Origin of the sequence: Microbacterium sp. CSI-V, from assembly GCF_001984105.1 — a bacterium.
Taxonomy (GTDB): domain Bacteria; phylum Actinomycetota; class Actinomycetes; order Actinomycetales; family Microbacteriaceae; genus Microbacterium.
On record NZ_MTQM01000008.1, the window covers coordinates 813,885 to 838,865 of the forward strand.

A 24,981-nucleotide genomic window follows, 5' to 3' on the forward strand; every position below is an offset into this window, starting at 1 on the left:
TGTTCCCGTGTGACGGAGAAAGTCACAGCCCCCAGGACGCCGGGCCGGCCGTGCCCGCCGGGTACTCGTCGAGCGGCACCTGATCGGCACGCCACGCGTCGATGACCGGCTGCACGATGCGCCAGCACTGCTCGGCGGCGTCGCCGCGCACGGCGAGCATGGCGTCGCCGTCCAGGATGCCGGAGAGCACCTCGCCGTACGCCTTCAGGCCGCCCTCGCCGAGGTCGGCCGCGAGGGTCACGCGCTCGAGCTCGAGCGGGTCGTCGGCGCCGTTGACGTTCAGTCCGAGGCTCATCGTGTCGGGGCCGAGCGAGAACGTGAGCACCGAGGGGGCGCTCTCGCCGACGAAGCCGTCGGGCAGGTGCCGAACGGGCTTGAAGGTGACGGTCACGGCCGGGTCTCCGGCATCCGGGCCCAGGGCCTTGCCCGACCGCAGCACGATCGGCACGCCCTGCCAGCGGGCGGTGCGCACCTCGACCGTCATCTCGGCGAGCGTCTCGGTCTGCCGCGCGGGGTCGACGCCGGGCTCGTCGGCGTAGGACGTGAAGTGGCGGTCGCCGATCGTGCCCTCGGTGTACCGGGCGCGGCGGGAGCTCTTCACCGGGTCGTCGCCCCACACGTGGGTCGCGCGCAGCACCGCGGAGGTGGCATCCCGGAGGTCGAGCTGGTCGAGGGAGGACGGCGGCTCCATCGTCACGAACGCCATGACCTGCAGCAGGTGGCTTTGGATCATGTCGACGAGGGCGCCGGCGTGGTCGTAGTACCCCGCGCGGCCTTCGAGCCCGAGCTTCTCGGGGAAGTCGACCGTGATCGCGGCGATGTCGTCGGCCGACCACACGCTCTCGATGAGCCGGTTGGCGAAGCGGACGCCGAGGAGGTTGAGCACCGTCGACCGGCCGAGGAAGTGGTCGATGCGGAACACCTGGTTCTCGGGGACGAGCTTCGCGACCTGCTGGTTGAGCGCGTGGGCGCTGGCCTCGTCGGTGCCGAACGGCTTCTCGAGCGCGAGGATCGTGCCCTCGGGGATGGTCACGTCGGCCAGGGCCACGCACGCCTTCTCGGCGACGGCCGGCGGGACGGCGAAGTACAGCGCCGGCCGGCCCTCGGCGGCATCCAGGAGCTCCTGCAGATCGGATGCCTTCGTGATGTCGGCCTGGCTGTAGGTGGTCTCGGCGACCTTGTCGAAGGCCTTCTCGGCGCCCATCGTCGCGAACGAGGCGCGCACGGTGTCGCGCCACTTCTCGTCGGTCCAGTCCTCCATGCCCGCGCCGTGCAGCCGCACCGAGCGGTTCGGCTCGCGCGTGAGCAGCTGCCCGAGGGCGGGCAGCAGGAGACGCGAGGTGAGGTCGCCCGAAGCGCCCAGGATGATGAGGGTGGTGTCCGCCGGCATGGGGCCACCGTAGCGTCCCGGTCCGACACCGACGGGTCGCTTGCAGCCGGCCCACGGATGCCACTAGCGAGATGCACGGCCACGGTGTCGGCATCCCCTGCCACAATCACGAGGGTGAGCACCGCGATCGAGGACTACGCCGTCCTCAGCAACTGTCGATCCGCCGCCCTGGTGTCCCGCTGGGGGAGCATCGACTGGCTCTGCCTGCCCCGGTATGACAGCGGATCGATGTTCGGAGCGCTCCTGGGTGACGAGTCGCACGGGGCGTGGTCGTTGCGTCCGAGCGATCCGGATGCCACGGTCACCCGCCACTACGACGCCGACACGTTCGTGCTGGTCACGCGCTGGGAGACGCCGACCGGGGTCGCCGAAGTGCACGATGCGATGCCCATCGACGAGGGCGTCGAGGCCGTGGTGCGTCGCGTCGTCGGGATCTCAGGCGAAGTCGACTTCGTCAGCGAGGTGCGCTTCCGGTTCGACTACGCCCGTGCGGTGCCGTGGGTGCGGCAGATCGGCACCGGTCGCGAGCACGCGATCCTCGCGGTGGCGGGCCCGGATGCCGTGGTGCTCCGCGGTCCGCGCCTGATCGCGGTCGACACCGCGCACCGCGCCCTGTGGACCACCGTCGCGGGCGAGAGCGTCGACTCGGTGCTGTCGTGGGGGCCGTCGTGGCAGGAGCCGCCCGCCCCGATCGACGTGGATGCCACCCTGAAACGCACCATTGAATGGTGGGCCTCATGGGCGGAACGCGTGCAGGCGGCCGGCGAGCACGCGGACCTCGTCACGCGTTCGCTCCTGGTCCTCCGGGCGCTGACGCACGCCGAGACGGGCGGCATCGTCGCCGCGGCCACCACGTCGCTCCCCGAGGCCTTCGGCGGCGGACGCAACTGGGACTACCGCTACGTCTGGCTGCGCGACGCGGCCCTCACTCTCGTCGCCTACATCGACCACGGCTACCTCGACGCCGCGCACCGCTGGCGCACGTGGCTGCTGCGCGCGATCGCCGGAGACCCCGCCGACGTGCAGATCATGTACGGCATCGCGGGGGAGCGCGACCTCCCCGAGCGCGAGATCACGAGCCTCCCCGGGTACGACGGGGCGCGGCCCGTCCGCATCGGCAACGGGGCGGTGGACCAGTACCAGGCCGACGTGATCGGCGAGGTCATGGTCGCGCTCGAAGCCGCGCGCGCCGCGGGTGTGGCGGAGACCACGTTCTCGTGGGCGTTGCAGCGCGCGCTGCTCGACCAGCTCGTGGAGTGGGTCGACCGTCCCGACAACGGCATCTGGGAGATGCGCGGAGACCCGCACTTCTTCACCCACTCCCGCGCGATGGTGTGGGCGGCGTTCGATCGCGGCATCCGGGCCGTCGAAGAGAACGGTCTCGACGGTGAGGTCGACACGTGGCGGCAGCTGCGCGACCGCGTGCGGGCCGATATCGACGCGCACGGCGTGCACGCCGGCGGCTGGTTCACGCAGCACGCCGACACCGACGAGGTCGACGCATCGCTGCTGATCCTGCCCCAGGTCGGGTTCTGCGCCTACGACGACCCGCGCATGCTCGCCACGGTCGAGCGTATGGAGCAGACGCTCATGCCCGACGGCTGGCTCCTGCGGTACCGCACCACGGGTGTCGACGGACTCGCGGGAGACGAGCACCCGTTCCTCGCGTGCTCGTTCTGGCTCGTCGGCCAGTACGCGCGCACGGGTCGCCGCGACGATGCCGTCGCACTGATGCGGCGGCTGACCGCGGTCGCCAACGACGTCGGCCTGTTGTCCGAGGAGTACGACCCGCGCGGCGGGCGGCAGGCCGGCAACACCCCGCAGGCGCTCTCGCACCTCGCCCTCGTGGGGGCCGCCGACGCCCTGGGGGCCACGGCTCCCTGACGACCGCCCCACCCGCTCCCGGGCGGTTCTAGAGTCGGGGCATGAGCGACGATGACGTCGAGCTGAACCATCTGCGGGAGCGCGTGTACGGCGACACCGCGACTCCGGCGACACCGGAGGAGATCGCGCGCCTCGCCGCGCTCGAGGAGGATGCCCGCGCGCGGCGCGCGCCGACGCCCGCGCCCGAGCGCGCACCGGCCGTCACCGCACCGACGGCCGCCGATCCGTCCGGCGCCGTCGAGCACATCCCCGTGGATGCCGCGCCTCCCCGCCACCGAGCTCTCGCGGTCATCGCCGCGGTCACGGCGGCGGGAGTGCTGCTGGGGGCGGGATACGCCGCGGGCGTGGCCTCGCCCGCCTTCGTCGGCGCGTCCGCCACCCCCTCGCCGACGCCGTCGACGCGGTATCCCGAGCTGGCGTTCCCGCAGACCGAGGATGACGTCATCTCGGCGAGCATCATCGACGACAGCGGAATCGATCCCGCCACGACCCGGTACATCGCCGTCATGCGCGGGTTCCGGGTGTTCCTCGCTCAGGCCGAGCGCGGCGAGGGGGTGTGCGTCGTGACGCTCATCGCGGTGAACGACCAGCCGTGGTCAGCGGGATGCACGACGGGAGGACCCTTCGACGACGGCGCCGTCTTCGGCATCGACCAGCACCTGAGCATCGGCCTCGGCGACACGTCCCGCATGTCGATCCGCGGCGCCCCCGTGCGACTGTCGGAGTCGGTCACGGCGTACGTCGTCGAGTGAGGCAACGCCGGGCCCGTGCGACACGCCTAGAGTCGTGGCATGAGCGACGTCGACGTCGAGCTGGGCCACCTGCGCGAGCGCGTGTACGGCGGACGCGGGAGTGCGCCCACCGAGGCCGAGATCGCGCGGCTCGCCGCCCTCGAGGATCGCGCGCGCGCCGGTACCGCTCCGGCCGTGCCCGACCCCGACCCCGAGGCGCCCGCCGACGACGCGCAGCCCCCGGACGAACCCGCCGTTCCCCGCGCTCCCACCCGCCCCGTCGCCCGCCGGGTGCTCACGGCCCTCGGCGCCGTGGCCCTCCTCGGACTCGGGGGCGCGATCGGCTTCGCGCTGGCCCACGTTCCCACCCCGGCCGACACGTCGGCGCCACTCCTCCCCGAACTCGCTTTCGTCCAGACCTCCGAGGATGTGATCTCCGCCGACATCCTGTCGGACAGCGGCATCGACCCGGCGAGCATCCGCTACATCGCCACCATCCGCGACTTCCGCATCTACCTCGCCGTCCCCGATGACGGTGACGGCCGGTGCATCGCGGTCTTCACCTCCACCGACAACCGGCCGTGGTCGGCGGGGTGCGCGAGCGGCGGGGAGCCCGGCGCGGCGGTCTTCGGGGTGGACGAGAACCTCTCCGTCGCCATCGGCGACCCGGCCGACGACACCGTCGCGGGCACGCCGATCCGACTGTCCGAGAGCGTCACGGCCTACGTGAGGCCGAACTAGGGAAAGGGCACGACCATGTTCCACTCCGACGGGGCGTTCTCCGGGTTCGCCGTCGACGACCTCGACGCCGCCCACCGCTTCTACGCCGACACGCTCGGCATCCGCGTGGAGGTGCTCGAGGGATCCGGCTTCCTCCGCCTCCATCTGGCATCCGGGGGGAGCGTGCTCGTCTACGGCAAACCGCACCACGTGCCGGCGACGTTCACGGTGCTGAACTTCCCCGTCTCCGACGTCGAGGCCGCCGTCGACGACCTCCGCTCACGCGGCGTCGAGACGAAGATCTACGACGACGCGGACTTCCCCACCGACTCCCGCGGCATCATGCGCGAGGGCGGCCCGTTGATCGCGTGGTTCCGCGACCCCGCCGGCAACGTCCTGGCGGTCCTGGACGAGTGACGGCGTCCCGCGGCCGGACGCGAGAAGCGGGATGGATGCCAGAAGCCGTGGCATCCATCCCGCCGGTGACCGGGCCCGAGCCGGTCAGCCCCGCAGCGCTTCTGCCAGCTTGACGCGGGCCCCCATGCGCAGCAGGGAGTTCTGGTAGATCCGGGCGGCGATCGCGATGGCGGCGACGCAGGATGCCATGAGGATCACGAGCGAGAGCACGGGCTCCCACCACTGGGCGTCACCGAGGTAGAGGCGCAGCGGCATCCCGACCGGTGCCGAGAACGGCACGTACGACATGATCGTCAGCACGACGGGGTTGTCGTTGAAGAAGATCACGAGGAAGTACGGCGCCATCACCAGCATGGTGATGGGTGTGGTCGTCGCGCCGATGTCCTCCTGTCGCGACACCATCGCTGCGGCCGCGGCGAACAGCGACGCCAGCAGCACGAACCCGAACAGGAAGAAGATCGCGAACCAGGCGATCGGTGCGCCGAGCGCCCCGAGCACGCCCACCTGGTCGGTCACGGCGAGCCCGATCACCGCCACGGCGGCGAGGAGGACGATCTGCGCCATCGCGAGGATCGTGTTGCCCAGCACCTTGCCCGCCAGCAGCGCCCGCACCGGGATCGCCGAGATGAGGATCTCGACGACGCGCGTCTGCTTCTCCTCCACGACGCTCTGGGCGATGGTTCCGCCGAACGTGCTCGCGGCGATCAGGAACACGATGCCGAAGCCCAGGGCGATGAAGTAGCGGAGCGCATCGGCCGCCCCGGCGCCGGGCTCGATGGTCTCGACCTCCGGGGTCTCGCTCAGCATCTGCAGGAGCGCGGGCGGGACCGAGTCCTTCACCACGACGGTGTAGTCGAACGCGGGGTTCGACGATCCCGACACCAGGGCGGCATCCACCGTCCCGTCCTCGACCAGCGCGCGGGCGGTCGCGTCGGAATCGGCGACGGTCGCGTCCACGCCCTCGACCCCCGACAGCGCCGACTGCGTCTGGCTCGTGACGGCGACCGGGATGCCGCTGCCCCCGGCGTCACGGGCGGCGAAACCGCCCCACAGGACCGACGCGAGGGCGGCGAGCACGAGGATCGCCGTCGAGATGACGAAGACCTTGCTGCGCAGCTTCGAGCCGATCTCGCGCTCGGCCACCAGCCAGATGCTCTGCAGTTCGCTCGGGCCCGAGGCCCGTCGCGTCGTCGCGGTGCTCACTGGATGACCTCCTTGAAGATGTCGGCGAGGGTCGGGCGCTGCGGCGCGAAGCTCGCGACGTCGCCGCGGGCGACCGCCGCGCGCAGAACGGATTGGGCCGCGGCGTCGTCGGCCGCGTCGAAGACGGCGTACCCACCGTCGAAGTCGAGCACCGTGATGCCGGGCTGGTCGCGGAGCCACCCCGCGTCGCCGCCGGAGAGGAGCTCGTAGCGGTGCGTCGCGTGCTCGGCGCGGAGCGCGTCGCGACTGCCGGCCGCGCGGATCGTCCCGCCGGCGATGATCACGAGGTCGTCGCAGAGTCGCTCGACCACGTCGAGCTGGTGCGACGAGAACAGCACCGCCGCGCCGGTGGCGGCCTTCTCCTGGAGGACGCCCGCGACGACGTCGACCGCGAGCGGGTCGAGACCGGAGAACGGTTCGTCGAGGATCAGGACGTCGGGCTCGTGCACGAGCGACGCGGCGATCTGCGCGCGCTGCTGGTTGCCGAGCGAGAGCGTCTCGACGAGATCGTTCAGGCGCTCGCCGAGACCGAGGCGCTCGAGCAGCGCCGTCGCCTTCGCGGTGGCCTCGGCCTTGCCGAAGCCGTGCAGCCGGGCGAGGTAGGCGATGTGCTCGACGACCTTCATCTTCGGGTACAGCCCGCGTTCTTCGGGCATGTACCCGAAGCGACGCCGGTCGGCGGCGGTCAGCTCGGCGCCGTCGAGCGAGACCGTGCCGGCATCCTTCCCGAGCACGCCGAGCGCGATCCGCATGGTCGTGGTCTTTCCCGCGCCGTTGCCGCCGACGAATCCCGTCAGTCGTCCCGGGGCCACGGTGAAGGTCACGTCGTCGAGCACGCGGCGTCCGCCGTAGCTCTTGGTGATGCCGTTCAGTTCGAGCACGCTCCACCCCTTTCTGGTGATGGCATCCACGCTACGGACACGGGTGGGGGCGCGGCATCCGTCCGGGGGAGGGTTCGGGGACTCCGCCGCGCGGGGGAGGGCCTGGACGTACTGACCCCGACCGCCGCTGTCTCGGTCGAGGGCAATGCCGACGATGCCGAGGGGGGCTGTGCTACCTGTGGTGGTCGAGCCAGACTGAGTGTGAAAACGTCAACCGTGTCCTGAGTCAGTAGGGAGATTTTCCATGGCGGCATCCGCCGAGGTCGAACAGGAGATTCTCCGTGACTTGATCTCGAAATGGATCTCTTTGGGTCTCGAGTACATCAGCGGCACGGAGGGTGTCCGGGCCATCTACATCTACGCGGCCAACGAGGTGCCGGGCTCGACGTACGTGGGTATCGCATTCGAAAAGGATGGTGAGATTCAATATCCTGCGCGGGCGCGTGGAGGTGGCTCTCAGGCGACGAATCTGTCTGCTCACTTGATCAAACTGCTATTCGAAGATCTAGCAGAAGCGCGACACAGCTTCGAGGAGACTGGTGTTCCGCCGCCTACGGAGTACCGCGTGTATTTCGAGATCGGGACACGAAAGCTGGACGTTCAGCTCTCGCGCGAGATCATTTATCGCGGTACGGGCAAGGCTCCCTCGGTGGACGGCTTCACCCTGTGGCTCGGGGACCGCGCCCCGAAACTCTGACAAGAGATCGGCCCGGGTGGCATGCTGAGGCCCCCGGGGCTTCGCGGCTGCGCCTCGGGAATGGATTCGAGTTTTCGCGGAGCGGGGGCTTGCGGGTGAGCGAGCAGGGCGTGTTGACGGATCTGGTCTCGAAGTGGGTCTCGCTGGCCTTGGAGTACGCGGGCGAGGCACCTAACGTCCTCGCGCTGTACATCTACGGCGCGTCGGAGGTACCGGGAGCCACGTATGTCAACGTGCTGTTCGATCAAGCGGGAGAGATCGTCTACCCCACAGACCGACGGGTTCAGGCTGTGGCTCGGGGACCGAGCGCCCCGAGCCATCCCCTAGGTCAGGCCGTGCCGATGCGCGAGCACGACGGCCTGGACGCGGTCGCGGGCGCCGAGCTTCTGCAGCACGTTGGACACGTGGGTCTTGACCGTGGCCTCGCCGATGAACAGGCGCGCGGCGATCTCGGCGTTGCTCAGGGCCTCGGCGACGAGCCTCAGCACCTCGGCCTCGCGGTCCGTGAGGGGTTCCGCGAGGACGAGTGGCTCCACCGCGGGCGAAGGCGGCGCGACGTCGCCGCCGCGCCCGGCGAATCGTGAGATGACGCGGCGCGTCACCTCCGGCGCGAGGAGCGCATCGCCCGCGCCGACCACCCGCACCGCGCCCACGAGCTCTTCGGGCCCCGCGTTCTTCAGGAGGAACCCACTCGCCCCCGCCCCGAGCGCGTCGAAGAGGTAGTCGTCGCGGTCGAACGTCGTGACGATGAGCACCGCCGCGTCCGATTCGGGATCGGCGACGATGCGCCGCGTGGCCTCGAGCCCGTCCATGTCGGGCATCTGGACGTCCATGCAGATCACGTCAGGTCGGAGCGCCGCCGCCGCAGCGATCGCCTCGACGCCCGTGCCCGCTTCCCCGACCACCTCGATGTCGTCCTCGAGCGACAGGATCGTGCGGAATCCCGCCCGCATCATGGCGTGGTCGTCGACGAGCAGTACACGCAGGTCAGGCATGCGCCACCTCGACCTCGACCAGCGGAACTCGAACCCGCACGAGATACCCGCCGCGGGAACGCGGACCCATCTCGATGCTGCCGCCGGACACCGCGGCGCGCTCCCGCATTCCGAGCTGCCCGAGCCCCGGGGTCGCTGTCCCGCGCCGGCCGGTGTTGGTCACCTCGAGCTCGACCGACGTGTCGTCGAACCGGACGCGCACATCGGCCGTGGCATCCGGTCCCGCGTGCCGGCGGGCGTTCGTCAGCGCCTCCTGCGCGATCCGGAACAGGTTCACCTGCACGAGCGGCGGTGGTTCGACCGCCGGCTCGCCGATCACGGCGAACGTCGTCGGAAGCCCCGCGGCCGACGCCTCCTCAACGAGGGCCGGGATGGATGCCAGACCGTGAGTCGTCGGGGCGGTATCGGTGCCGGGTGGGTCACCGCCGGCGGCATCCGGGGTTCGAAGGGTCTCGAGCAGCTGCCGGAGCTCGCGCAGGGAGGTGCGCGCGGACTCCTCGATCCCGCTCAGCATCTCGCGGGACTTCGCCGGGTCGCGATCCATCACCGACCGGGCGACTCCGGCCTGGACGCCCATCAGCGAGACGTGGTGCGCGACGACGTCGTGCAGCTCGCGGGCGATGCGCACCCTGTCGAGCGCGACCGCCTGCGACGCGGTGATCTCGCGCTCGGCTTCGAGCTCGGCGGTGCGCTCCTCCAGCGCGATGCGCTGCAGGCGCTGCTGGTGCGAACGCTCGCCGAAGAAGTAGGCCCCGCCGAAGAACAGGGCGTTCAAGCCCAGGCCGAGCAGCTGCGAGGCGACGAAGGGAGAGAACGCGCCCGTGCGGGAGGGGAAGCCTTCCGGCACCTGATCGACCGGCATCGTCGCATCCTGGAACATCACGACGAACAGCCACGCGAACATGCCGAGGATGATCGCCACCCGCACGATCGTGGCCCGGCGCCGGTTCGTCGACCACGCCCCGACCGTGTAGATGGCGATGAACATGGCGATGTTGCCCGCGTAGACCTCGGGGACCCGGAGCGTCACGGCCAAGAAGTACGCCACCGACACGATCACGGCCACGATGGACGGCCACCGGCGCCGGAACGCCAGGGGCACGGCCAGCACCGTGACGTACACGACCGCGAGGATGAATTCGGCCTGCTGGTCGCCGTAGATCCCCGCGACCGCGGAGAGCACGGCGCTGAGCAGTCCGCCGACGAACAGCACCGCGGCGAGCACGATGTCGCTCCGCCACTGCGCGCGCGTGAGGTTCGGCATCCTTCCACGGTAGGGGGACCCCCGACGTTCGGCATCCCCCGTCCGACGGAGTCAACCCCGACGGGGAATAGTCCGCGGAACGCAAAGCTTGCACGTGGATGTATTCGGACGTCTCGGCGTCCCCATGACACAGGAAGGATCATCGTGACCGACCACACCATCGGCTACATCGTCGGAAGCATCTCCAGCACGTCGATCAACCGTCGCCTCGCGAAGGCGCTCGAGAAGGTGGCACCCGAGGGCGTGACGCTGAAGGAGATCCCGATCAAGGACCTCCCGTTCTACTCGCCCGACTACGACGGGAACTTCCCGCAGGTCGCAACGGACTTCAAGAACGCGATCGAGGATGCCGACGCGGTCTTCATCGTGACCCCCGAGTACAGCCGGTCGATCCCGGGCGTGCTCAAGAACGCGCTGGACTGGTCGGCGCGTCCCTACGGTGAGGCGTCGTTCAACGACAAGCCCACCGCGGTCATCGGCACCTCGCAGGGCGGCATCGCGACCGCTGCCGGTCAGCAGCACCTGCGCTCGGTCCTCCTGCACTACAACGCTCTCGTGCTCGGACAGCCCGAGGGGTACATCCAGTCGACGCCCGGCCTGTTCGACGAGGACGGCACCGTCAACGACGAGGGCACCGCGGCGTTCCTCCGCTCGATCATCGAGGCGCTCGTGACGCTCGCCGACCGCACCGCTCCCGCGGCGGTTCCGGCGGCCTGACGCACCGTTTCTCGGTTTGGGGCGCGTTTCGTGCTTCGGGGCGTGCAATTCACGCCCCAACGCACAGAACGCGCCCCAAACCCGTGACACCCGCGCGGGAGCCACCCGCGCGCCGCGCCCCGCGCTGGTTCATCTACCCAGCGCCTCGGCCTTCCGCCGCAGCAGCGCCGCCTCGCGGGCGTGGCGGGTCAGCGCCGCGGCTTCGAACAACTGCGTGCGGGCCTCCTCGACGCGGCCCAGGCGCGCGAGCAGTTCGCCGCGCACCGAGGGCAGGAGGTGCGAGCCGCGCAAGGGTGTGGCATCGATTCCGTCGATGACCGCGAGCCCCTCTTCCGGACCGGATGCCATCGACACGGCGACCGCGCGATTGAGCTCGACGACCGGGTTCGCGGTGATCCGGCCGAGCATCTCGTACAGGAGGACGATGCGGTCCCAGTCGGTGGCGTCGACGCTCGCGGCCTCGGCGTGACACAGCGCGATCGCGGCCTGCAGCTGGTACGGGCCGCGGCCCTTGCCGAGGGCGTCGGCCCGGTCGAGGAGCGCGCGGCCGCGGGCGATCGCCGAGTGGTCCCAGCGGCGACGGTCCTGGTCGGCCAGCAGCACGGCATCCCCGTTCCCGTCGACGCGGGCGGCGAAGCGGGATGCCTGGAACTCCATCAGTGCGGAGAGTCCCAGCACCTCGGGCTCGCGGGGCATCAGCCGGTCGAGGACCCGGCCAAGGCGCAGGGCCTCGTGCGCCAGCTCGGTGCGGAGGACCGCATCGCCCGTGCTCGCGACGTAGCCCTCGGTGAAGACGAGGTACACGACGGTGAGCACCGCCGTGCGCCGCGCGGGCCACTCGGCCGGCTCGGGGACGGCGAAGGGGACGCGCGCCGCGCTCAGCGCCTTCTTCGCACGGACGATCCGCTGCTGCATCGTCGGCACCGGGACGAGGAAGAGCCGCGCGATCGCCTCGGTGTCGAGGCCTCCGACGACCTTCAGCGTCAGAGCCACCTGCGCCTCACGCGAGAGCACGGGATGACAGGCGGCGAAGACGAGACGCAGCACGTCGTCGTCGATCGGCTCCCACACGTCGTCGGCCACCTCGTCGAGGTCGGCGACGAGCAGGCGGTACTTCTCGCCGAGGCGCTGCTCGCGCCGCCAGCCGTCGATCGCGCGACGCTTCGCCACCGCCGTCAGCCACGCCCCGGGGTTCCGTGGGACGCCGTCGCGGGCCCACTGTTCGACGGCTTCGACCAGCGCGTCCTGCGCGAGGTCTTCCGCGGTGCCGAGGTCGCCGACCACGCGGGCCAGCGCCGCGACGATCCGGGCGCCCTCGATGCGCCAGATCGCCGCGACGCGGCGCGAGAGGTCGGGGTCGGGGGTCACCGCCCGGAGAGCTCCTCGCGCCAGCCCTCCTCTTTCTGGATGTACTCGTTGTCGGCGAACGCCGCGAAGTCGGTCTCGTCGGTCACCCGGCGCACCTCGAGCTTGTTGCCGGCGATGAGCGGCGCGCGCCGCGCCCACTCGATCGCCTCGTCGCGCGAGGACACCTCGATGATCCAGAAGCCGTTGAACAGCTCGTGCGTCTCGCCGTAGGGGCCGTCGGTGACCACGGGCTCCTCGCCGCCGAACTCGACGACGAAGTTCTGGCTCATGTCTTCGGCGAGGCCATCGCCGGCGACGAGCACGCCCGCGGTGATCATCGACTCGTTGTACGCGCCCATGTCGTTGATGATCTGCTCGAACGGGATCTGCTTGTACGCCGCGTACGCCTCGTCGGTGCCGCGCATGATCAGCATGTACTTCGTCATGGTCTCTTCTCTTCCCTGCTGTCGTTCGTTCCGGGGGAGCGGATGCCTGCCCCTACTATCGCGTCGAACAGCGACGGGCGGAATCGACAGAGCGTCGGAGAAAAGTTCCCGGATGCCGTCAGGCGGAGCGGATCAGGTGTCGTCCCGGCTCGAGCCATCATCTTCGGCGGGCCCGGTCTTGGCCGATGTCTCTCGGCGAAGGTGCACCAAGCCCACGGCCATGAGGGCGACGCCGGCGACGAGGATCACGATTCGCAGCACGAGGTTCACGTCGGGGAAGAGCAGGTTCGGGAGGACCAGTACGAACACCGCCGCGACGAAATACCAGACGGCGGTCGATCCCTGCGGATCCTTCGTGGATGCCATGGAGCTCCTCCCTCGCTGATCCGAGCCTACGAGCAGCTCCGGCGCCCGCGCCTCCCCCACCCGACGGAGAAGAAGGATGCCGTCAGCCGAAGATCATCGGGAGGTCGTCGTCGTCCTCGCCGTGGGAGAAGTCGAGGTCGGCGACGACGGGCACATGGTCGCTGGGCGCCTCGCCCTTGCGCTCGTTGCGGTGGATCTCGGCGCCCTGCACGGCGTCGGCGAACGCCGTCGAGCCGAGGATGAAGTCGATGCGCAGTCCCTCGTTGCGGGGGAAGCGCAGCTGCTTGTAGTCCCAGTAGGTGTAACCGGTGGGGATGAGCGGACGCACGACGTCGGTGAGCCCCGTGGACTCGAACGCGGCGAACGCGGCGCGCTCGGGCGGCGACACGTGCGTGGTCACGCCCTCGATCACCGTGGGGTCGCCGTTGTCGGCATCCGTCGGGGCGATGTTGAAGTCGCCGGTCAGGGCCAGGGGCAGGCCGGGGTTCGCGGCCAGGGTGTCTTCGGTGTGGCGGCGGAGCGCCTCGAGCCAGTCGAGCTTGTAGTGGTAGTGCGGGTCGTCGAGCCCGCGGCCGTTCGGGACGTACAAGCTCCACACCTGCACGCCGTCGATGGTCGCGCCGAGCGCCCGCGCCTCTTTCGGGAGGTCGGGGCCTTCCTTGCCCTTCTCGAACCCGGGCATGCCGGGAAAGCCGATCTGGACGTCTTCGATCGGCTCACGGCTGGCGATCGCGACGCCGTTCCACTGGTTCAGCCCGTGTGCGACGACGTGATACCCGGCCTCTTCGAACGCCGCGTACGGGAACTGCTCCGTCTTGCACTTGATCTCCTGCATCGCCAGAACGTCGATGTGCTCGCGCACGGCGAACTCGACGGTACGGGCGACGCGGGCGCGGACGGAGTTGACGTTCCAGGTGGCCAGGCGCATGGCATCCAGCCTACTTTCGGGCGGGGACATCGCCGGGCGCGGCAGCGGAGGCTGATCTTCTCTGATCACGACCGACGTGATCCACATGAGCACATAAACTCGACGCCGTGACTGCCGCCTCCACTCCCGAGCTCGAAGCCGACCGCCAGGCCCTCATCGGCCTCATCAACGCCGAGGCGGTGTTCCACGGCCACTTCACGCTTTCGAGCGGCAAGAAGGCGACGTACTACGTCGACATGCGCAAGCTCACGCTCGACCACCGTGCGGCCCCCGCGATCGGCCGTCTCGTGCTCGACCTCGTGAAGGACCTCGACGGTGTCGTGGCCGTCGGCGGGCTCACGCTCGGCGCCGACCCGATCGCCAACGCCGTGATGCACGAGTCGGTGCACGCGGGCCACCCGCTCGACGCCTTCGTCGTGCGCAAGGAGCCCAAGGACCACGGCCGCGGGCGCCAGATAGAGGGAGCCGACGTCAAGGGCAAGCGCGTCGTCGTCGTCGAAGACACCTCGACCACCGGTCAGTCCGCGCTCAAGGCCGTCGAGGCTCTGCGCCGCGAGGGCGCGGAGGTCGTCGCCGTCGCCGTGATCGTCGACCGCAAGACCGGCGCGCAGGCCGCGATCGAGGCCGAGGGCCTGCAGTGGCTGGCATCCATCGACCTCGACGACCTGGGCCTGCAGCCGCAGTAATCCGCTCGCGGCCGTTCCGAGAACAGGCGCCGCGCCGGGAACAGGCCGTTTCGGCGCGGATCGCCCTGTTCCGGAGACATCGCCTGTTCCACGACACAGACCGGATGCCGCTGCCTCGCGCGTGCGAACCGTCACCGCGCTGCGCGACACGGGCCGGATGCCACCCACCCGGCGGCACGGGTCAGCCGCCGACTTCAGGACCGGATGCCATGCATTCCGGCCGAACGGGTCACTCCCCGCCGTCGAACGGGTCGCGGCGGTCGCCCTTCCGCGAGCGGCGCCACTGCACGATGAAGGCGACGAGCGTGCCCGCCGTGATCAGGAACGCGGTGAGGAGCCAGAGTGTGCGGTCGTCCATGCGTCGATCCTCCCCGATCACACCGGGCGTTTGCCCGCGGCGGCATCGGCCACGATCTTCGCGACCCGCGCCTCGCGGGTCTGCGGCCGGACGGCCATCGCGATCTGCGTGAGCCCGAACTTGCGGACCGACGGCGGGAACGCGTCCCAGTTGGCGCGGGCGGCGGGCACCGCGTCGAGGGCGGCGGTGAGCTCGGGCGGTTCGATTCCCGCCTCGGGCCCGTCGAGGATCTCCCACGCACCGTTGGCTCGGGCGACCTCGAGCGCGCGGATGCCGGCCGGCCGGAGGCGCCCCTCGGCCTCGAGGCGGGCGATGCGCGCCTTGTTCGTCGCCGCCCAGCCGCTGGTCGCCCGACGCGGCGCGAACCACAGGCCCGAGCTGACCTCGTCGAACACGCGCACCGGGCCGTCGATCCAGCCGAAGCACAGCGCCTCGCAGATCGCCTCTTCGTATTCGACGTAGCGACCGGTGTGTTCGCCCCGACCGCGCAGCAGCCACGCGCCCTTCAACACGGTGTGGTTCTCGTCGAGCCAGCGGCCCCACTCGGCGGCGTCGACCGCCGCGACCTTCACCCCGTCGTCGAGCGCGCCCACGTCACAGGCCTTCGGCCAGGCCCTCTTCGCCGTCGGCGAGGTCGGTCTCGACCGGCTCGTCGCGGACGAGATCGGCGACGGATGCCAGGATCTCGTCGGGCCGGAACGGGTACTTCTCGATCTCGTTCTGATCGCTGATGCCCGTCATCACCAGAACGGTGTGGAGGCCGGCCTCGATGCCGGCCACGATGTCGGTGTCCATGCGGTCGCCGATCATGCCGGTGTTCTCGGAGTGCGCGCCGATCCGGTTGAGGGCGGAGCGGAACATCATCGGGTTGGGCTTGCCGACGATATAGGGCTCCTTGCCCGTGGCCTTCGTGATGAGGGCGGCGATCGCGCCCGTCGCGGGCAGCACGCCCTCGGTCGAGGGGCCCGTGGCATCCGGGTTCGTGGCGATGAAACGGGCACCGTCGCGGATGAAGCGGATGGCCTTCGTGATCGCCTCGAAGGAGTAGTTGCGCGTCTCGCCCACCACGACGTAGTCGGGGTGGGTCTCGGTCATGATGAAACCGGCCTCGTGCAGAGCGGTCGTGAGCCCGGCCTCGCCGATGACGAAGGCGGAGCCGCCCGGCATCTGCGATCGCAGGAAATCGGCGGTCGCGAGCGCGGAGGTCCAGATCGAGGACTCGGGCACCACGAGCCCCGACGACCGCAGCCGGGCGCTGAGGTCGCGGGGCGTGAAGATCGAGTTGTTCGTCAGAACGAGGAACGGGGTGCCCTCGGCCCGCCACTGCGCGAGCAGTTCGGAGGCGCCGGGGACGGGGGTGTTCTCATGGACGAGCACGCCGTCCATGTCGGTGAGCCAGCACTCCACGTCGCCACGGGTTCGCATGGGTTCAGCCTATCCCCGGGGTCGGACACGGCCACCGGGCGAAACGACGCACGGGCCGCCCGCCCGGAGGCTGACGGCCCGTGCGAGCGTCGCGGATTACTTGAACGAGTCCTTGACGTTCTCGCCGGCCTTCTTCGCGTCGGCCTTGACCTGGTCGGCCTTGCCCTCAGCGGCGAGCTTGTCGTTGTCGGTGGCGTTGCCGATGGCTTCCTTCGCCTTGCCCACGATGTCCTGGGCGGCGTTCTTGATCTTGTCGTCGAGACCCATGAGGGGTTCCTTCCCTTGAATGAAGACGTCGCGCCGGGTGATGGCGGCGGCGGAGCCGGTGTGCTCACTAATCAGACGCAGCGACAGCGCGATTCGTCACGCGGGGGAGCGAAAAAGTTCACGAGATCGGTATTCCCGATCCGGAATGCACCGGTGACGGGGCCGAGCGATCTCGTTAGGGTCGAAGGGTGGCGCGCGACGAGTGGGACCCCCGGAACCTTCCCGACCTCTCGGGGCGCGCGTACCTCGTCACCGGCGCGACCCGCGGGCTCGGCTATTTCGCGTGCGAGCAGCTGGCGGGCGCGGGCGCGCACGTCCTGCTCACCGGCCGCAACCCCAATCGCCTCGTCCTGGCGAAGGAGGCCGTCCGACGGACGCATCCGGATGCCTCGATCGAGACGCTCCTGCTCGACACCAGCAACCTCGGCTCGGTGCGCGCCGCCGCGGCGACGGTCCGCGCGCGCGGACGGCTGCACGGCCTGCTGATGAACGCGGGGATCGTGCACCCCCCGAAGACGCGCGAATTGGCGGGCGGGCACGAGAAGGTCTTCGCCACGAACGTGCTCGGACACTTCGCCCTCGCCGGCGAGCTCCTGACGCCGCTCGCGACGGCGCGCGGCCGGATGGTCTGGGTGGGCAGCATGTCGACCTCGCTCTGGAAGCACGTCCCCACCGACCCCGAGCTCGTCGAGGGGTACACGCCGTGGCGCGCCTACGTGCAGTCCAAGGCCGCGACCACGATGCTCGCGCTCGAGGCGGACCGACGGCTGAAAGCGCACAGCGTGCCGGTCGAGAGCCTCGTCGCCCACCCCGGATACTCCACGAGCGGCCGGACCCGTGGCATCCGGGGCGTGAACGAACCCACGCGGCTGACGCGCTTCGTCGACAACCTGCAGGCCCCGATCACGCAGTCCAAGGACGAAGGGGCCTGGGCCCTCGTGCGCGCGCTGATCGATCCGCTCGCCGAGGGCGGCGCGATGTACGGCCCCGCACGGATCGTCCGGGGCACGCCGCGCCGGGCGACTCCCGCCCGTCTCACGCGCGACGGCGGCCTCAGCGCCGACCTGTGGCGCGCGTGCGAGACCGCGACGCACGTCCGGTGGCCGTTCGAGCGGGTGCGCCGTACGGCATCCTGAATCCTCCGCCGCGATGTCGCGGCGTGCGCCTACAGTGATCGCATGGAGCCCCCCACCGCCATCGAGACCGTGGCCGACGATCGCGGGCTGACCGAGGCCGAGGTCGCCGAGCGGGTCGCCGCCGGGCAGACGAACGCCTTCGTCGCCGACAGCAGCCGGTCGGCGTGGAACATCGTCCGGGCCAACGTCTTCACGCTGTTCAACGGGATCGTGGGCGCGTGCTTCCTCGTGCTCCTCCTGCTCGGCCGGTGGCAGGACGCGCTGTTCGGCGTCGCGGCGCTCTCCAACGCCGTCATCGGATGCGTGCAGGAGTTCCGTGCGAAAGCCGCGCTCGACCGGCTCGCGCTGCTCAATGCGCCGCGTGCGCGTGTGCGCCGCGACGGTGTCGACGCCGAGATCGCCCCGGCCGAGGTGGTCCGCGACGATCTGCTCGTGCTGCGCGCGGGGGATCAGGTGCCCGCCGACGCCGTCGTCGCAGAGTCGCGCGCGCTGCAGATCGACGAGTCGATGCTGACGGGCGAATCGGATGCTGTCGACAAGAGGCCGGGCGACGAGGCGTTGTCGGGGTCGATCGTCGTCGCCGGCGAGGGGACGGCCCGCGTCACGCGCGTCGGCGCCGAGTCGTACGCCAACGCGTTCGCGGCCGAGGCCAAGCGGTTCCAGCTCGTCTCGAGCGAACTGCGCACCTCGATCGACCGCGTGCTCCGGTGGGTCGGGTGGGGGATCGGGCCGATCGGCCTCCTGGTGCTGAACGCGCAGATGATGGTGGCGGGCGGCTGGGTCGAGGCGTGGCGGCAGGGCACGTGGTCGCAGGCCGTCGTCAACACGATCGCGGCGCTGACCGCGATGATCCCGCTCGGCCTCGTGCTCATGACCTCGATCGCCTTCGCCGTCGGAGCCGCCCGGCTCGCGGGCAAGAAGGTGCTCGTCAACGAGCTGCCCGCGGTCGAGGGGCTCGCTCGCGTCGACGTCATCTGCCTCGACAAGACGGGCACGCTCACCGCGGGGGAGATCCGCTTCGACGCGGCTCTCGAGATGCAGTCGGCCGACGGCTGGCGCGACGTGCTCGCCTGGTACGGAGCGGCCGACGACGCCAACGCCACCGCCCAGTGCCTGCGCGACCCCTTCCCCGTCACGGCGCCGCTGGCGGTGGCGCACCGGATCCCGTTCTCGTCGGCCCGCAAATGGAGCGCCATGTCGTTCGAGGGCTCCGCGCCCGGAACCTGGGTGCTCGGGGCGCCCGAGATGGTCTTCGGCGATACCGCGGCCGACGCGACGAGCGAACTGGGTGCGGCGGTGACGAGACTGGCCTCGTCCGGCCGCCGCACGCTCGTGCTCGCCCACACCGCCGACCCGCTCGGCGACGCCGACGTCGCCGCGGAACGGTTCCCCGGCGGCGCGGTCCCCGTCGCCGTCCTGACCTTCGTCGAGGCGGTGCGCCCCGACGCCGCCGAGGCGCTCGCCTACTTCCGCGCGCAGGGCGTGGGCGTCCGGGTGATCTCGGGGGACAACCCGCGCACGGTCGCGGCGATCGCCCGCGAGGTCGGCCTCGAGGTCGACGAGGGGTACGACGCGCGGGGCCTCCCCGACGACGACGTCGAGCTCGGACGCATCCTCGAGGACCACACGGTGTTCGGGCGCGTCACCCCCGACCAGAAGAAGCGCATGGTGACGGCCCTCCAGGCGCGCGGACACGTCGTGGCGATGACCGGCGACGGCGTCAACGACGCGTTGGCGATCAAGACCGCCGACATCGGTATCGCGATGAACTCGGGGGCCGCGGCGACCAAGGCGGTGGCGCGGCTCGTGCTGCTCGACGGGCGCTTCTCGCACCTCCCGTCGGTCGTCGCGGAGGGGCGCCAGGTGATCGCCAACATCGAGCGCGTCTCGATGCTCTTCCTCACCAAGACGGTCTACGCCACGGGCCTCGCCGTGCTCTTCGGCGCGCTCGTCATGGAGTTCCCGTTCCTGCCGCGACAGCTGTCGATCACCGACGGTCTGACCATCGGCATCCCGGCCTTCTTCCTCGCGCTGCTGCCGAACACGCAGCGCTACGTTCCCGGCTTCCTGCGCCGTTCGCTGAGTTTCGCGATCCCGGCGGGCCTCGTGATCGCGATCGCGCTCACGCTCTACACGCGTGCCGCGATGGCGATGGGGCTGAGCGTCGAGCAGCTGCGGACCGGGGCCACCATCATCCTCGCGATCGTGGCGATCTGGGTGCTGACGGTGCTCTCCCGCCCCGTGACCCGCGTGAAAGTGCTCGTCATCGGGGCGATGTTCATCGCGCTCACCGCGATCTTCACGATCCCGCCGCTGGGGCAGTTCTTCCAGCTGCAGGACCCGGGTGAAGACGGCGCCTGGCTCATCACCGGTGTCGTGATCGTCGCCGTCGGCGCGATCGAGATCGTGCGGTTCGCGCATCGGCGCTTCGTGCGGTGGATGCTCCGGATGCCGCCGGCGGGACCCCGCGACGCGCGTCCGACTCAGAGCATCGGCGAGGGTTCCCCCGCGGGGGGCGCCGCGCGGCGGAAGTAGCGTCGCGCCGTCGGGGGGATCCAGATCGCGGCGATCACCGCGAGTGCCGCGAGGAGCGCAGTGATGATCGTGGGATCGAGCTCGGTGAGCGCCAGCGCCAGGCCCTGCAGGATGACCAGCAGCGACAGATACGCGGTCAGGAGCGTGCGTGCCAGTCGGCTGCCCCGGGCGAGCGACGATCCGCCGGCCACGGTGAGCAGCCCCAGCAGGATCGTCGCGGCGCCCACCAACGACACCGGCAGCACGTCGTCGGCATCCACCTGATATCGCGACAGCAGGACGAGCACCCCGAGCGCGGTGTTGGCGAACCCGCCCACGTAGACGAGCACGACCGCGACGGTGACGGGGACGGGTCGACGGACCTCGACGGTGCTGGTCATGGCTGCCTCACGCTCGGCGGCTCCGGGAGCCGATGGGGTCAGCGTAACCGGGGAGCGGGTGACGCGGGGCCCGGGTCAGCGCGTGAGCCACACCGAACCGCCGGCGCCCTCGGGCAGCGTCACCTCGACGCCGTCGGCGCGGACGACGTCTTCCGAGACGACCTCGAGCTCGTGGCCCACGTCGATCCGGCGTTCCACCAGGGCGCGCAGGAGCTCCGGGTCGCGGTCGCTCACGCGCAGGACGCGCCCGGAGTGACCGGATGCCGCGTCCCGCAGCAGCACGAAGGGTTCGCGGTGCACCGCACCCGTGGCATCCGGGATCGCGTCGCCATGCGGGTCGAACCGCGGACGACCGAGCCGCTCGTCGATGCCCTCGAGGAGCCGGTCGCTGAGCGAATGCTCGAGGACCTCGGCCTCGTCGTGCACCTCGTCCCACGAATAGTGGAACTCGCGGACCAGCCACGTCTCGATGAGGCGGTGCCGGCGGATCACCGACGCCGCGCGCCGCGCGCCCGCGGGCGTCAGCGACACGGGACCGTACGGGCGGTGACTCACAAGTCCCTGCGCCGCGAGCTTCTTCACCATCTCGGTGACGCTGGAGGGTGCGAGGCTCAGCACGCCGGCCAGCTGCGAGGGCGTGATGGGGTCGTCCTGCCACTCGGTGTGGTGGTAGATCGCCTTGAGATAGTCGTCGGCCACGGGCGATTCCACGCGCTCAGCCTAACCGCCGCTGAACACCAGCCACAGGAGAACGGCGTTCAGCGCGACCAGGAACACGGATGCCGCCACCCCCGCCACCGTCGTGAGGGTGCGGTTGCGGTGCACGCCGAGCACGTCGCGCCGGGCGGTGAGGACCACGAGCGGGATGAGGGCGAACGGGATGCCGAACGACAGCACGACCTGACTCAGGACGAGGGCCAGCGTCGGGTCGATGCCGGCCCCCAGGATCAGCAGCGCCGGGATCAGGGTCACCAGACGGCGCGCGAGAAGCGGGACGCGGACCCGCAGCAGGCCGTGCATGATCTCGGCGCCCGCATACGCCCCGACCGACGTGGAGGCGAGCCCGCTCGCGAGCAGCCCGATCGCGAAGAGGGTCGCGACGAGAGGGCCGAGTCCGTCGCGCAAGGCCGCATAGGCGCCCTCGAGACTGTCCGTGCCCTCGACGCCGGTGAGGTTCGCGGCGGCGAGCAGCAGGATCGCGAGGTTCACGGTGCCGGCGACGGCGAGGGCGATCGTCACGTCCCACCGGGTCGCGCGGAGCAGCCGCGGAGTCGACAGGCCCCGCGCCGCTTCGAGATCGGCGGCGGCGGTCGGCACGGCGGGCGCGAAGCGGTCACGGGTCAGTGCGGAGTGGGCGTAGATCGCGTGGGGCATGATCGTGGCGCCGAGGATCGACGCGGCCAGCAGCACGGAGGTGGCCCCGTCGAATCGGGGAACGAGTCCTCCGACCACGGCGGCCGCGTCGGGCGGGGCGAAGAAGAGTCCCGCGGTGAACCCCACCGCGATGATGATGAGGAGGCCGATCACGACGGTCTCGAACGCACGGGCCCCACGGCGCGACTGCACCAGGAGCAGCGCGATCGACACCACCCCCGTGATCGCCCCGCCCCACAGCAGGGGGATGCCGAACAACAGGTTGAGGGCGACGGCGCCGCCGATCACCTCGGCGACGTCGGTGGCCATGGCCACCAGCTCGGCCTGCAGCCAGTACGCCCGGCGGGCCCAGGGGCGGCGGATCCGCCGGCCGAGCAGCTGGGGCAGGCTCTCGCCGGTCACGATGCCGAGCTTCGCCGAGAGGTACTGGATGAGCCAGGCCATCACGTTGCCCAGCACCACGACCCACACGAGGAGGTAGCCGAACACCGCCCCGGCCGTCATGTTGCTGGCGACGTTGCCGGGGTCGAGGTAGGCGACTCCCGCGACCATCGCCGGGCCGAGGAGCCAGGCCGCGCGGCCGGTGGTGCGGCGCGGGAGCGTGGCATCCAGATTTTTCGGCATGCCGAAACCCTAGCGATATTTCGGGCGACCGAAAACAGCGGACGCCGCTCGGGTCCCGGCGGATAGCCTGGGGAAGTGACCCACGGCGACGCGACCCCGGACTCCGAGGACGCTCCGCCCGTCCCCACGCACGGCGTGGGTCCGTGGCCCGGCGGGCCGGACGCCTGGCCCGACGACCCGCGCTACGACCGCGAACTGCTCGCCGAGGGCGATCGGCGCAACGTCGTCGACCCGTACCGCTACTGGACGATGGAGGCCATCGTCGCCGATCTCGACGCCCGGCGGCATCCGTTCCACGTGGCGATCGAGAACTGGCAGCACGACCTCAACATCGGTTCGATCGTCCGCAGCGCCAACGCGTTCCTGGCGGCGGAGGTGCACATCATCGGCAAGCGCCGCTGGAACCGCCGCGGCGCGATGGTGACCGACCGGTACCAGCACGTCCGACACCACGAGGACGTCGCCGCGTTCGTGGAATGGGCGCAGGGAGAGGATCTGCCCGTCCTCGCGATCGACAACGTCGACGGATCGGTGCCCGTCGACCGCGCCGAGCTGCCCGAGGCGTGCGTCCTCCTCTTCGGTCAGGAGGGGCCGGGGCTGTCGCCCGAGGCGCTCGCCGCCGCGACCGGCGTCGTCGAGATCACGCAGTACGGTTCGACGCGATCCATCAACGCCGCGTCGGCCGCGGCCGTGGTCATGTACGAGTGGTGTCGCCGCTGGGCATGAGAGCTTTCTCATCGGGGAGAGGGTGAGAAACGCCCCCGGGTGTCGCAGACTACCCCTGCTGTTCGAACTCCCCCCTTCGACGGATGGATCCCCTCGCCATGTCCGATTCCCCTCAAACGACCCGTTCGCCGCGCGGTGTCGCGCGTCGCTCCGTCCTGAAGGCGGGTGCGTGGTCCGTCCCGGTGGTCGCGGTCGCGGTGGCGGCCCCCGCGGTGAGCGCCAGCACGACGGCGAACCTCGCCCTGCTCCCCCCGCAGTTCGGCAGCGGGGTGCCCCTGTTCACTCCCGCCCTCACCGAACGCTACGTCGCCAGCGAACCCGTGGGCGTGGTGGTCGGCAACACGACGGGACAGGTCTACACCGGCCCGGTCATCCTCCGGCTGGAGGTCGATCGCCGACTCTGGGACGTGACCGGCTTCACGTACGACGCCCGCGACGGTGAGGGAGCTCGGAGCGCCGGCTTCAGCGGTCCCTCGGTCACGGGCGACCGCGCCGTCTACACCGCCACGTTCGCCGCGACGGTCGTCCCGAACGCCGATCCGTACACGGGGATCCTCGTTCGTCCGGACCTGACGTTCCTCGGCGACTACCCGGATGACACTCTCGAGCCGGCCGATTCGGTCAGCACCTGGACACTCGTCGAACCGGCCGACCTCGACGCCTCCGACAACGTCCACGTCAACGGCCCCGGGGCCACGGAGGAGTCCTCACCGTTCGGCGCGACCGTGACGGCGGACTTCGCGCAGGTCACCTCGGGCTCGGGCTCCGCGTATCGACCGACGCAGGCGACCCTGACGTCGGTGGGGCCCAATCCCACCGCGGTGGGAGACACCGTCCGCGTCACCTTCGATGCGGCACTCGGCGACCTCGTCTCCCTCGAGGGCGTCGCCCTCAACGGAACGCCCGCGCCCGACCTGGTGTCCGAGCAGAGCAACACCGTCTCCGGCGCCTTCCGGTCGGTGCTGTTCTCGCTGACGTCGCCGCTGGCCTCCGGTGACGTCGTCACCTTCGCGCTGTCCTACTCGGATCCGACCGGCGCGACGCCGCAGGTGGGATCGTCGCCGCAGATCGGCTACAGCGCGGCCGTCCCCAACGACCCCGATCAGCGCGCCCTGTCGCGAAGCTACGTCAACGGCCCCCAGAGCTGAGCGAAGGCGACCCGGCATCGGGCTCGACCGCATCGGAGCGCCCCGCCCTCCCGGAGAGCTGCGGGCACTCGTCGACGACGGGCCGGCCGTGGACGCGGCCCGTCCGAAGCAGCAGGAGCGCCGCTCCGAAGAGCACGCCCGCGCTCACCAGCACCGAGACGGCGAGTACCGCGCCCGAGAAGGGTCTGTTGCGGTACACCCACGTCGACGACGCGGCGTCCCACGCCTGATACTCGACGTAGTAATAGCCGCCCGCGCAGAAGATGACCATGGCCACGATCAGCGCGACGGCCACGATCAGCGTTCCCGCCACATGCCCCCGCATGCGACCAGGAT

At 70.7% G+C, this 24,981-nt stretch carries 28 protein-coding genes; 11 read left to right on the top strand and 17 right to left on the bottom strand.

What is annotated here, in order from left to right; translation table 11 throughout:
* Positions 1-22: 22 nt before the first annotated feature.
* Positions 23-1,390 carry a glucose-6-phosphate dehydrogenase gene (locus CSIV_RS10320; protein WP_077051264.1) on the bottom strand — a complete coding sequence of 456 codons (1,368 nt, stop codon included), beginning with the start codon at positions 1,388-1,390 and terminating at the stop codon, positions 23-25.
* A 114-nt stretch (positions 1,391-1,504) separates the two neighbouring features.
* On the opposite strand from CSIV_RS10320, the gene CSIV_RS10325 reads away from it, so the two are divergent.
* From CSIV_RS10325 to CSIV_RS10340, 4 genes are read left to right on the top strand one after another with little or no spacing between them, the layout of a single operon-like run.
* The gene (locus CSIV_RS10325; RefSeq protein ID WP_238592366.1) at positions 1,505-3,274 is read left to right on the top strand and encodes a glycoside hydrolase family 15 protein; all 1,770 of its coding nucleotides are present in this window, start codon (positions 1,505-1,507) and stop codon (positions 3,272-3,274) included.
* A 41-nt stretch (positions 3,275-3,315) separates the two neighbouring features.
* The gene (locus CSIV_RS10330; RefSeq protein WP_077051265.1) at positions 3,316-4,026 is read left to right on the top strand and encodes a hypothetical protein; all 711 of its coding nucleotides are present in this window, start codon (positions 3,316-3,318) and stop codon (positions 4,024-4,026) included.
* Positions 4,027-4,065: 39 nt separating this feature from the next.
* A complete protein-coding gene (locus CSIV_RS10335; protein WP_077051266.1) occupies positions 4,066-4,746 on the top strand; it encodes a hypothetical protein in 681 nt (226 codons plus the stop codon).
* 15 nt (positions 4,747-4,761) lie between these two features.
* Positions 4,762-5,142: a VOC family protein gene (locus tag CSIV_RS10340; protein ID WP_077051267.1), complete on the top strand. Its 381-nt coding sequence runs from the start codon at positions 4,762-4,764 to the stop codon at positions 5,140-5,142.
* 84 nt (positions 5,143-5,226) lie between these two features.
* Here CSIV_RS10340 and CSIV_RS10345 read toward each other — a convergent pair whose 3' ends face one another.
* Positions 5,227-6,345: an ABC transporter permease gene (locus CSIV_RS10345; RefSeq protein ID WP_077051268.1), complete on the bottom strand. Its 1,119-nt coding sequence runs from the start codon at positions 6,343-6,345 to the stop codon at positions 5,227-5,229.
* Entirely contained in the window at positions 6,342-7,226 is an 885-nt protein-coding gene (locus CSIV_RS10350; protein WP_077051269.1) for an ABC transporter ATP-binding protein, read from the bottom strand. Before CSIV_RS10350 ends, CSIV_RS10345 begins: the two co-directional genes overlap by 4 nt.
* Positions 7,227-7,470: 244 nt before the next feature.
* Here CSIV_RS10350 and CSIV_RS10355 point away from each other — a divergent pair, with 244 nt between their 5' ends.
* The gene (locus tag CSIV_RS10355; RefSeq protein WP_077051270.1) at positions 7,471-7,923 is read left to right on the top strand and encodes a hypothetical protein; all 453 of its coding nucleotides are present in this window, start codon (positions 7,471-7,473) and stop codon (positions 7,921-7,923) included.
* Between the two features lie 323 nt (positions 7,924-8,246).
* On the opposite strand, the gene CSIV_RS10360 is transcribed toward CSIV_RS10355, so the two are convergent.
* Together CSIV_RS10360 and CSIV_RS10365 are read right to left on the bottom strand one after the other, a co-directional pair.
* Positions 8,247-8,918, bottom strand: coding sequence for a response regulator (locus CSIV_RS10360; RefSeq protein ID WP_077051271.1), 672 nt, complete (start codon positions 8,916-8,918; stop codon positions 8,247-8,249).
* On the bottom strand, positions 8,911-10,182 hold the full coding sequence (locus CSIV_RS10365) for a sensor histidine kinase (protein ID WP_077051272.1): 1,272 nt from the start codon (positions 10,180-10,182) through the stop codon (positions 8,911-8,913). Before CSIV_RS10365 ends, CSIV_RS10360 begins: the two co-directional genes overlap by 8 nt.
* 144 nt (positions 10,183-10,326) lie before the next feature.
* On the opposite strand from CSIV_RS10365, the gene CSIV_RS10370 reads away from it, so the two are divergent.
* Positions 10,327-10,899 carry an NADPH-dependent FMN reductase gene (locus tag CSIV_RS10370; RefSeq protein ID WP_077051273.1) on the top strand — a complete coding sequence of 191 codons (573 nt, stop codon included), beginning with the start codon at positions 10,327-10,329 and terminating at the stop codon, positions 10,897-10,899.
* Positions 10,900-11,028: 129 nt separating this feature from the next.
* Here CSIV_RS10370 and CSIV_RS10375 read toward each other — a convergent pair whose 3' ends face one another.
* The 4 genes from CSIV_RS10375 to CSIV_RS10390 all read right to left on the bottom strand — a co-directional run bounded on the left by CSIV_RS10375 (position 11,029) and on the right by CSIV_RS10390 (position 13,986).
* A complete protein-coding gene (locus tag CSIV_RS10375) occupies positions 11,029-12,267 on the bottom strand; it encodes an RNA polymerase sigma factor (protein ID WP_077051274.1) in 1,239 nt (412 codons plus the stop codon).
* Entirely contained in the window at positions 12,264-12,692 is a 429-nt protein-coding gene (locus CSIV_RS10380; protein WP_022878177.1) for a YciI family protein, read from the bottom strand. Before CSIV_RS10380 ends, CSIV_RS10375 begins: the two co-directional genes overlap by 4 nt.
* Before the next feature lie 132 nt (positions 12,693-12,824).
* Entirely contained in the window at positions 12,825-13,058 is a 234-nt protein-coding gene (locus CSIV_RS10385; RefSeq protein WP_077051275.1) for a hypothetical protein, read from the bottom strand.
* An 82-nt stretch (positions 13,059-13,140) separates the two neighbouring features.
* On the bottom strand, positions 13,141-13,986 hold the full coding sequence (locus tag CSIV_RS10390; RefSeq protein ID WP_077051276.1) for an exodeoxyribonuclease III: 846 nt from the start codon (positions 13,984-13,986) through the stop codon (positions 13,141-13,143).
* Positions 13,987-14,093: 107 nt separating this feature from the next.
* Between CSIV_RS10390 and pyrE the strand changes: the two genes are divergently transcribed.
* Positions 14,094-14,672, top strand: coding sequence for an orotate phosphoribosyltransferase (gene pyrE / locus CSIV_RS10395; RefSeq protein ID WP_077051277.1), 579 nt, complete (start codon positions 14,094-14,096; stop codon positions 14,670-14,672).
* 229 nt (positions 14,673-14,901) lie between these two features.
* On the opposite strand, the gene CSIV_RS18720 is transcribed toward pyrE, so the two are convergent.
* The 4 genes from CSIV_RS18720 to CSIV_RS10410 all read right to left on the bottom strand — a co-directional run bounded on the left by CSIV_RS18720 (position 14,902) and on the right by CSIV_RS10410 (position 16,722).
* Complete coding sequence (locus CSIV_RS18720) at positions 14,902-15,030, bottom strand: hypothetical protein (protein ID WP_272918358.1); 129 nt, start codon at positions 15,028-15,030, stop codon at positions 14,902-14,904.
* Positions 15,031-15,047: 17 nt separating this feature from the next.
* Positions 15,048-15,623: a YdeI/OmpD-associated family protein gene (locus CSIV_RS10400; protein ID WP_077051278.1), complete on the bottom strand. Its 576-nt coding sequence runs from the start codon at positions 15,621-15,623 to the stop codon at positions 15,048-15,050.
* Between the two features lies 1 nt (position 15,624).
* On the bottom strand, positions 15,625-16,455 hold the full coding sequence (locus tag CSIV_RS10405) for an HAD-IIA family hydrolase (protein WP_077051279.1): 831 nt from the start codon (positions 16,453-16,455) through the stop codon (positions 15,625-15,627).
* Positions 16,456-16,551: 96 nt separating this feature from the next.
* The gene (locus CSIV_RS10410) at positions 16,552-16,722 is read right to left on the bottom strand and encodes a CsbD family protein (RefSeq protein ID WP_077051280.1); all 171 of its coding nucleotides are present in this window, start codon (positions 16,720-16,722) and stop codon (positions 16,552-16,554) included.
* Positions 16,723-16,910: 188 nt separating this feature from the next.
* Here CSIV_RS10410 and CSIV_RS10415 point away from each other — a divergent pair, with 188 nt between their 5' ends.
* Both CSIV_RS10415 and CSIV_RS10420 read left to right on the top strand, forming a co-directional pair.
* Positions 16,911-17,858, top strand: a complete 948-nt coding sequence (locus CSIV_RS10415) for an SDR family NAD(P)-dependent oxidoreductase (RefSeq protein WP_077051281.1) — start codon at positions 16,911-16,913, stop codon at positions 17,856-17,858.
* Between the two features lie 42 nt (positions 17,859-17,900).
* On the top strand, positions 17,901-20,393 hold the full coding sequence (locus tag CSIV_RS10420) for an HAD-IC family P-type ATPase (RefSeq protein WP_083735099.1): 2,493 nt from the start codon (positions 17,901-17,903) through the stop codon (positions 20,391-20,393).
* Here CSIV_RS10420 and CSIV_RS10425 read toward each other — a convergent pair.
* From CSIV_RS10425 to CSIV_RS10435, 3 genes are all read right to left on the bottom strand, one after another.
* Positions 20,342-20,773, bottom strand: a complete 432-nt coding sequence (locus tag CSIV_RS10425; protein ID WP_077051282.1) for a hypothetical protein — start codon at positions 20,771-20,773, stop codon at positions 20,342-20,344. The two genes, CSIV_RS10420 and CSIV_RS10425, sit on opposite strands and share 52 nt — an antisense overlap.
* A gap of 75 nt (positions 20,774-20,848) precedes the next feature.
* On the bottom strand, positions 20,849-21,484 hold the full coding sequence (locus tag CSIV_RS10430; RefSeq protein WP_077051283.1) for a metal-dependent transcriptional regulator: 636 nt from the start codon (positions 21,482-21,484) through the stop codon (positions 20,849-20,851).
* Positions 21,485-21,493: 9 nt separating this feature from the next.
* The gene (locus tag CSIV_RS10435) at positions 21,494-22,771 is read right to left on the bottom strand and encodes an Nramp family divalent metal transporter (RefSeq protein ID WP_077051284.1); all 1,278 of its coding nucleotides are present in this window, start codon (positions 22,769-22,771) and stop codon (positions 21,494-21,496) included.
* Between the two features lie 75 nt (positions 22,772-22,846).
* On the opposite strand from CSIV_RS10435, the gene CSIV_RS10440 reads away from it, so the two are divergent.
* Together CSIV_RS10440 and CSIV_RS10445 are read left to right on the top strand one after the other, a co-directional pair.
* The gene (locus tag CSIV_RS10440) at positions 22,847-23,497 is read left to right on the top strand and encodes a TrmH family RNA methyltransferase (protein ID WP_077051285.1); all 651 of its coding nucleotides are present in this window, start codon (positions 22,847-22,849) and stop codon (positions 23,495-23,497) included.
* A 98-nt stretch (positions 23,498-23,595) separates the two neighbouring features.
* Entirely contained in the window at positions 23,596-24,645 is a 1,050-nt protein-coding gene (locus CSIV_RS10445) for a hypothetical protein (protein WP_139340670.1), read from the top strand.
* Here the strand turns inward: CSIV_RS10445 and CSIV_RS10450 are convergent.
* Positions 24,626-24,970: a hypothetical protein gene (locus tag CSIV_RS10450; RefSeq protein ID WP_139340671.1), complete on the bottom strand. Its 345-nt coding sequence runs from the start codon at positions 24,968-24,970 to the stop codon at positions 24,626-24,628. The two genes, CSIV_RS10445 and CSIV_RS10450, sit on opposite strands and share 20 nt — an antisense overlap.
* Between the last annotated feature and the right edge of the window lie 11 nt (positions 24,971-24,981).